This is a genomic window from Cellulomonas septica, assembly GCF_012396155.1.
In the GTDB taxonomy this organism is placed as follows: Bacteria; Actinomycetota; Actinomycetes; order Actinomycetales; family Cellulomonadaceae; genus Cellulomonas; species Cellulomonas septica.
Genome location: NZ_JAAXOY010000192.1, coordinates 1 through 5,568, shown reverse-complemented (window position 1 = coordinate 5,568; position 5,568 = coordinate 1). Strand labels below are relative to the sequence as shown.

The following is a 5,568-nucleotide window of genomic DNA, read 5'->3' as shown; positions in this document are numbered from 1 at the left end:
CCGAAGCCCGCGGCGGCCGCGAGCTCGACGAGCGTCGCCGGGTCGCCCAGGTCGCGCCCGTGCTCGAAGTGCGCGGAGAACAGCGTCTCGACGAGCGCGTCCGCGAGCGGCGCCCCGCCGGCCTCGGCGGCGACGTGCACGAGCCGGTGCGCGTCGAACGTGTTGAACGCGAGCGCGCGGTCGAAGTCGTACGCGAGGCCCTCGCCCGCGGCCACGGCCGTCACGTGCGCGAACATCTCGCGCACGCGGTCGGCGGGCAGGCCCTTGTGCTCGACGAGCGCGTCGACCTCCGGACGTCCCGGCCCGGTGGGCGTGTCGGGGGAGAGCTCGTAGGAGCGCCACGTGACGCGCACGTGCGCGCGGTGCGGGAACTCGGCCAGGGCGGAGGCGAACCGGCGCTTGCCGATGAAGCACCACGGGCACGCGATGTCGGACCAGACCTCGACGTGGAGCGGGCGCGGGCCGACGACGGACCCGTCGACGTGGTCGAGGGTGGGCAGGGTGGTCACGGGAGGATCAGGACCTTTCCAGTGGTGGAGCGCGACTCGAGCGCGCGGTGGGCGTCGGCCGCGTCGGCCAGGGGGAACGTGGCGCCGACCCGCACGTCGAGCGTGCCCGCCCGGACGGCGTCGAACAGCTCGCGCGCGCGCCACTCGAGCTCGTCGCGCGTCGCGGTGTGGTCGCCGAGCGTCGGGCGGGTGAGGAACAGCGAGCCGCCGGAGTTGAGCCGCTGCGGGTCGAACGGCGGGACCGGGCCGGACGACGCGCCGAACAGCACGAGGGTGCCGCGCCGGGCGAGCGACGCGAGCGACGCGTCGAAGGTGTCCTTGCCGACCGAGTCGTAGACGGCGTGCACGCCGCGGCCGCCGGTGAGGTCGCGCACGAGCGCGGGCAGCTCGGTGGTCAGGTCGTCGAGCTCGCGGTAGCGGATGACGTCGGCGGCGCCGGCCGCGCGCGCGAGCGCCTCCTTCTCGGCGGTCCCGACGGTCGCGATGACACGCGCTCCCCGCTGGGCGGCCAGCTGCGTGAGCAGCAGCCCGACCCCGCCCGCGGCCGCGTGCACGAGCACGTCGTGGCCGACCGCGACGGGGAACGAGGACGTGACGAGGTAGTGCGCGGTCATGCCCTGCAGGGGGAGCGCGGCGGCGACCTGGTCGTCGACGCCCTCGGGGACGACGAGCACGTCCCGCTCGGCGACCAGGGCGAGCTCGGCGTAGGCACCGGGCGAGGAGGCCCACGCGACGCGGTCGCCGGGCGCGACGAGCGTGACGTCGGCGCCGACGGCCACGACCTCGCCGGACCCCTCGGCGCCGACGACGTGCGGGAAGGGCACGCGGTACAGCCCGCTGCGCCGGTAGGTGTCGATGAAGTTCACGCCCGCGGCGGCGACGCGCACGAGCACCTGGTCGGGACCGGGCTCGGGGTCGGGCACGTCACGGAGCTCGAGGACGTCGGGACCGCCCGCGGCGGTGGCGAGGATGGCGCGCACGTCTGGGCCAACGCAACGCGCGCGGCGCGTCATCCCTGAATCCCGCACGTATCTTCGTGCAGAGGCGTGTATGTTCATGCACATGACGTTCAGCGTGGCGGTCGCCGGGGCCAGCGGGTACGCCGGGGGCGAGATGCTCCGGGTGCTCCTCGCGCACCCCGAGGCCCGCATCGGTGCTCTCACCGCCCACTCCAACGCCGGCGCGACCCTCGGCAGCATCCACCCGCACCTGCGCTCGCTCGCGGACCGGGTCCTCGAGCCGACGGGTGTCCAGGCGCTCGCGGGGCACGACGTCGTGGTGCTCGCGCTGCCGCACGGCGCGAGCGGCGCGGTCGCCGCCGAGCTCGCGGAGCGCGGCGACAGCGCGATCGTCGTCGACCTCGGCGCGGACCACCGGCTCGTCGACCCGGTCGCCTGGGAGACCTACTACGGCAGCGCGCACGCCGGCACCTGGCCCTACGGCCTGCCCGAGCTGCTGCACGCGGGCGAGCAGACGGCCGCCGCCCAGCGCGAGGCGCTCGCGGGCGCCCGGCGCATCGCCGTCCCCGGCTGCAACGTCACCGCGGTCACGCTGGGCCTCCAGCCCGGCGTCGCCGCGGGCGTGATCGACCCCGTGGACGTGGTCGCGGTGCTCGCCGTCGGCTACTCCGGCGCCGGCCGGACCCTCAAGAGCCACCTCCTCGCGAGCGAGGCCCTGGGCTCCGCGCAGCCGTACGCCGTCGGCGGCACGCACCGGCACATCCCGGAGATCGCCCAGAACCTCCAGGCCGCCGGCGCGCCCGACGTGACGATCTCGTTCACCCCGACGCTGGTCCCGATGTCCCGCGGCATCCTCGCGACCGCGACCGCCCGGCTCGTCGAGGGCACCGACCCGGCGGCCGTGCGCGCCGCGTGGGAGGCCGCGTACGCCGACGAGCCGTTCGTGCACCTGCTCCCCGAGGGGCAGTGGCCGACGACGGCTGCGACGCTGGGCGCGAACACCGCGCTCGTGCAGGTCGCGGTCGACGCGCGCGCCGGCCGCGTCGTGACCGTCACGGCGATCGACAACCTCGTCAAGGGGACCGCGGGCGGCGCCCTGCAGTCGCTCAACCTCGCGCTCGGCCTGCCCGAGACGCTCGGGCTCCCGCTCGAGGGAGTCGCGCCGTGAGCACGCGCGCCGCAGCAGGGACCGCCCACCGGACCGTGGACCAGGAGGACTGATGGCACAGCAGACCGCCGTCGACACCGACGACCTCGCCTCGCCGGGCGTGACCGCCGCCGCGGGCTTCCGCGCGTCCGGCGTGACCGCCGGCCTCAAGGCGTCGGGCCGTCCCGACCTCGCGCTCGTCGTCAACGACGGGCCGCTGCAGGTCGGCACGGCCGTGTTCACGACGAACCGCGTCGTCGGCGCTCCCGTCGTGTGGTCGCGCCAGGTCGTCGCCGACAGCACGGTCTCGGCCGTCGTCCTCAACTCGGGTGGCGCGAACGTCTGCACCGGTCCGGACGGGTTCGCCGACGTGCACTGCACCGCCGAGAAGGTCGCCGACGTCCTCGGCGTCTCCGCGGGCGACGTGGTCGTCGCGTCGACCGGTCTCATCGGGGAGCGGCTGCCGATCGAGAAGCTGCTCGCCGGAGTCGACGACGCGGCCGCGGCCCTGCACGGCGAGGGCGGCCCCGACGCCGCGACCGCGATCATGACGACCGACACCGTCGCGAAGACGGCGCACGTCACGGTCCCCGGCGACTTCGGCACGTTCACCGTCGGCGGCATGGCGAAGGGTGCGGGCATGCTCGCGCCCGGGCTCGCGACGATGCTGTGCGTGATCACGACCGACGCGGTCGTCGACGCGTCTGTCGCCGCCGAGGCGCTGCGCACCGCGACGCGTGCCACGTTCGACCGGGTCGACTCGGACGGCTGCATGTCGACGTCCGACACGGTCGCCCTGCTGGTGTCCGGCGCGAGCGGCGCGACCCCTGACCCCGCGGGCTTCTCCGCGGCGCTGACCGCCGTGTGCGGGCAGCTCGCCCGGCAGCTCGTCGCGGACGCCGAGGGCGCGACGCACGACGTCGCGATCACGGTCGTGGGCGCCGAGACCGAGGACGCCGCCGTGGCGGTCGGCCGGGCCGTGGCCCGCTCCAACCTCTTCAAGGCCGCGATCTTCGGCAACGACCCCAACTGGGGCCGCGTGCTCGCGCAGGTCGGGACGGTGCCCGAGTCGGTCGCTGCCTTCGACCCCGAGCTCCTCGACGTCACGATCAACGGCGTCCAGGTCTGCCGGGCCGGGGGAGCGCACGCGCCCCGCACCGAGGTCGACCTCGCGGCGAACCGCGAGGTGCACGTCCTCATCGACCTCCACGCGGGCACCGAGCTCGCGACCGTCTGGACCAACGACCTCACGCACGACTACGTCCACGAGAACAGCGCGTACTCCACATGAGCGGCATCCCCGACGACTTCCACTTCGACACCCGGACGGACCTGCGCCCGGACCAGAAGGCGGAGGTGCTGATCCAGGCGCTGCCCTGGCTGCAGAAGTTCAGCGGCGCGCTCGTCGTCGTGAAGTACGGCGGCAACGCGATGATCGACGACACGCTCAAGCGCGCGTTCGCCGAGGACATGGTGTTCCTGCACCAGGTCGGCCTGCGGCCCGTCGTCGTGCACGGCGGCGGCCCGCAGATCAACGCGATGCTCGACCGGCTCGGCATCGAGTCGGAGTTCCGCGGCGGCCTGCGCGTGACGACGCCCGAGGCGATGGACGTCGTCCGCATGGTGCTGACCGGGCAGGTCTCGCGTGAGCTCGTCGGGCTGCTCAACGCGCACGGCCCGCACGCGGTCGGCCTGTCGGGCGAGGACGGCGGCCTGTTCCAGGCGCGCCGCCGCACCGCGGTCGTCGACGGCGAGCACGTCGACGTCGGCCTCGTGGGCGACGTCGTGCACGTCAACCCGGGCGCCGTGCAGGACCTGCTCGACGCGGGACGCATCCCGGTCGTGTCGACGGTCGCGCCGGACATCGAGGACCCGACGCAGGTGCTCAACGTCAACGCCGACACGGCGGCCGCGGCGCTCGCGGTCGCGCTCGGCGCACGCAAGCTCATCGTCCTCACGGACGTCGAGGGCCTCTACACGAGCTGGCCCGACCGGACGTCGCTCGTGCGCCGCCTGCGCGCCCGCGAGCTCGCCGAGCTGCTGCCGACGCTGGACTCCGGCATGCGCCCCAAGATGGAGGCGTGCTGGCGCGCCGTCGAGGGCGGCGTCGGCCGCGCGCACGTGATCGACGGCCGCGCCCCGCACTCGATCCTCGTCGAGGTCTTCACGTCCGACGGCATCGGCACCATGGTGCTGCCGGACGAGGAGCCCGCCGACGCCCCGTTCACCGCCCCCGTGCCGGCCGTCCGGCCCACCCCGGAGGTCCCCGCATGAGCACCGACGTCACGCCCTCGGGCGCCCGGCACCGGGCCCCGGCGGCCCCCGACGCCTCGCTGCCGGTCCAGGCCGTCGACGGCTCGGTCGCGCAGTGGACCGAGCGCTACACGCACGCGCTCATGGACACGTTCGGCGCCCCCCAGCGCGTCCTCGTGCGCGGTGAGGGCCCGTACGTGTGGGACGCCGACGGCCGCCGCTACCTCGACCTGCTCGGCGGGATCGCGGTCAACTCGCTCGGCCACGCGCACCCGACGCTGACCGCGGCGATCAGCGCGCAGCTCGGCACGCTCGGCCACGTGTCGAACTTCTTCGCGAGCCCGACGCAGATCGCGTTCGCGGAGAGGTTGCTGTCGCTCGCGCAGGCGCCGGAGGGGTCCCGCGTCTTCCTCACCAACTCCGGCACGGAGGCGAACGAGGCCGCGTTCAAGCTCGCCCGGCGCAACGGCGGCCCGGACCGCCCGCGGGTCCTCGCGCTCGAGGGTGCCTTCCACGGCCGGTCGATGGGGGCGCTCGCGCTCACGCACAAGGCGGCGTACCGCGAGCCGTTCGAGCCGCTGCCCGGGGGCGTCGAGTTCCTGCCCTTCGGCGACGCCGCCGCGCTCGAGGCCGCGTTCGCCGACGGTGCGGGCGCCCAGGTCGCCGCGCTCGTCGTCGAGCCGATCCAGGGCGAGGCGGG

The 5,568-nt window shown here is 75.1% G+C and carries 6 protein-coding genes; 4 read left to right on the top strand and 2 right to left on the bottom strand.

What is annotated here, in order from left to right; genetic code table 11:
- Positions 1 to 509, bottom strand: a 509-nt coding sequence (locus HGA02_RS09145; RefSeq protein ID WP_343035404.1) for a DsbA family oxidoreductase, incomplete at its 3' end; no start/stop codon positions are given.
- Positions 506 to 1,489, bottom strand: a complete 984-nt coding sequence (locus tag HGA02_RS09140; RefSeq protein ID WP_168678746.1) for a zinc-binding dehydrogenase — start codon at positions 1,487 to 1,489, stop codon at positions 506 to 508. The genes HGA02_RS09140 and HGA02_RS09145, both read right to left, overlap by 4 nt.
- Before the next feature lie 82 nt (positions 1,490 to 1,571).
- Here HGA02_RS09140 and argC point away from each other — a divergent pair, with 82 nt between their 5' ends.
- From argC to HGA02_RS09120, 4 genes are all read left to right on the top strand, one after another.
- The gene (gene argC / locus HGA02_RS09135; RefSeq protein ID WP_210728360.1) at positions 1,572 to 2,636 is read left to right on the top strand and encodes an N-acetyl-gamma-glutamyl-phosphate reductase; all 1,065 of its coding nucleotides are present in this window, start codon (positions 1,572 to 1,574) and stop codon (positions 2,634 to 2,636) included.
- A gap of 52 nt (positions 2,637 to 2,688) precedes the next feature.
- A complete protein-coding gene (gene argJ / locus HGA02_RS09130; RefSeq protein ID WP_168678744.1) occupies positions 2,689 to 3,906 on the top strand; it encodes a bifunctional glutamate N-acetyltransferase/amino-acid acetyltransferase ArgJ in 1,218 nt (405 codons plus the stop codon).
- Complete coding sequence (argB, locus tag HGA02_RS09125) at positions 3,903 to 4,889, top strand: acetylglutamate kinase (RefSeq protein ID WP_168678743.1); 987 nt, start codon at positions 3,903 to 3,905, stop codon at positions 4,887 to 4,889. The genes argJ and argB overlap by 4 nt, the downstream gene beginning before the upstream one ends.
- Positions 4,886 to 5,568 (top strand): aminotransferase class III-fold pyridoxal phosphate-dependent enzyme (locus HGA02_RS09120; RefSeq protein WP_168678742.1); only part of this gene is annotated, 683 nt, incomplete at its 3' end. The genes argB and HGA02_RS09120, both read left to right, overlap by 4 nt.

Excerpts from the sequence above, each read along its gene's own strand:
- argB (WP_168678743.1), top strand. The coding sequence starts at position 3,903 with ATGAGCGGCATCCCCGACGACTTCCACTTCGACACCCGGACGGACCTG.
- argJ (WP_168678744.1), top strand. The coding sequence starts at position 2,689 with ATGGCACAGCAGACCGCCGTCGACACCGACGACCTCGCCTCGCCGGGC.
- argC (WP_210728360.1), top strand. The coding sequence starts at position 1,572 with ATGACGTTCAGCGTGGCGGTCGCCGGGGCCAGCGGGTACGCCGGGGGC.